Source organism: Nodosilinea sp. LEGE 07298 (genome assembly GCF_015207265.1).
GTDB lineage: Bacteria > Cyanobacteriota > Cyanobacteriia > Phormidesmidales > Phormidesmidaceae > Nodosilinea.
Genome location: NZ_JADEXE010000572.1, coordinates 1 through 1,477 on the forward strand (window position 1 = coordinate 1; position 1,477 = coordinate 1,477).

Consider the following 1,477-nt stretch of genomic DNA (forward strand, 5'->3'; position numbering starts at 1 on the left):
TGGGAATTTTGCCGCCCAGTTCTTTGGGGTTGGCGGTCACGGTGCCGAGGATGATCAGCCGCTTGTCGGTGGCGGGGGAAGCCTTAATGTCATCCAGCAGCAGGTTACACAGCAGGAAGTGACCCAGGTGGTTGGTCGCCACGCTGATTTCGTAGCCGTCTTCGCTGTACATGGGCTCTTTGAGCAAGGGGTAGTAGACGGCGGCGTTGCACACCAGGGATTCTAGGCTGCGCCCAGTGGCCCGAAAGTCGCTGACGAACTGGCGCACGCTGGCCAGAGAACCCAAATCGAGGTGAATAATGCTGTAGCTGCCGTTCGGCATGCCAATCTCTTGGGCCACCTGCTTGGTTTTATCAATATTGCGGCAGGCCATGACGACATGCCAGCCGCGATCGGCCAAAGCCTTGGCAGCGTTTAGCCCTACCCCAGACGAGGCACCGGTAACAATGACTGTTTTCTGCTGTTCCATGACTATCCAAAGACTGAAAAATTGCTTGTAATTTTCCAGTGTTAAGGATTACACAGGCATTAAAGCAATGTCTTAACGTTTTTTGAGGTGTTGTTACATAGGGTATAGGGTTCAAGGTACAAGGTATAAGGCAAAACTTCGAAATCCAAACCTTGAACCCTGTACCTTGCACCTTGAACCCCTTTAAGTAAACGAACTCGCCCAGTCCTTCGCCCAGTGCAGATGCTTGTGCACCTCGTCGAGGGTTTTGGCCTCGCTGTAGAGGCGCAGTACGGGTTCGGTGCCGCTAAAGCGGATTAGTAGCCAGCTTTCGTCGGCCAGGGTGAGCTTGTAGCCGTCGATGTCGAGGATGTGGGTGACGGCTTTGCCCGCAACTTCGGTGGGCGGCGCAGTAGCCAGAGAGTCGAGCAGCTTGGCCTGCACATCCATGCTGGCTAGGGGCAGGTCGATGCGATCGTACTCGGAGAAGTAGCCCACTTTCTCTTGCAGGCTGCGGTAGTAGTCGCTGAGATCTAGCCCAGACGCGACGACGGCTTCTAGCACGTAAAGGGCCGACATCAGCGCGTCGCGTTCGGGGATGTGGTGGCCGTAGCCAATGCCGCCCGACTCTTCGCCACCGAGCAGCACCTTGGCCTCCTGCATGCGATCGGCGATGTACTTGTAGCCCACGGCAGTTTCGTATAGCTCCAGGCCATTGAGCTTGGCCACCGCTGGAATCAGGTTGGAGCCGCTGATGGTTTTGACAATTTCGCCGCTATAGCCTCGACGCGACTTGAGGTGGTCGATCAGAATGGGAATCAGAATCTGGGAGCTGAGGAAGTTGCCCTGGCCATCGACGGCGGCGATGCGATCGCTGTCGCCATCAAAGACCAAACCGACCTTGACACCCTCTTTGGCCGGATACTCCTTCACGGTCTCCAGCATTTCGCCCAGGTACTTGGGCAGGGGCTCGGGTGGGTTGCCGCCAAACAGCGGGTCGGCATTGCTGTGCAGCTCGTGAACGCTGGC

1 protein-coding gene and 1 pseudogene are annotated in these 1,477 nt (G+C 56.7%); both read right to left on the bottom strand.

All coding sequences use genetic code 11. From position 1 onward, the window contains the following. Window positions 1-469 (bottom strand): SDR family NAD(P)-dependent oxidoreductase (locus tag IQ273_RS33115; RefSeq protein ID WP_194027309.1); only part of this gene is annotated, 469 nt, incomplete at its 3' end. 183 nt (window positions 470-652) lie between these two features. Further along, window positions 653-1,477 (bottom strand): annotated as a pseudogene (locus IQ273_RS33120) (phosphoglucomutase/phosphomannomutase family protein); the annotation flags it as partial.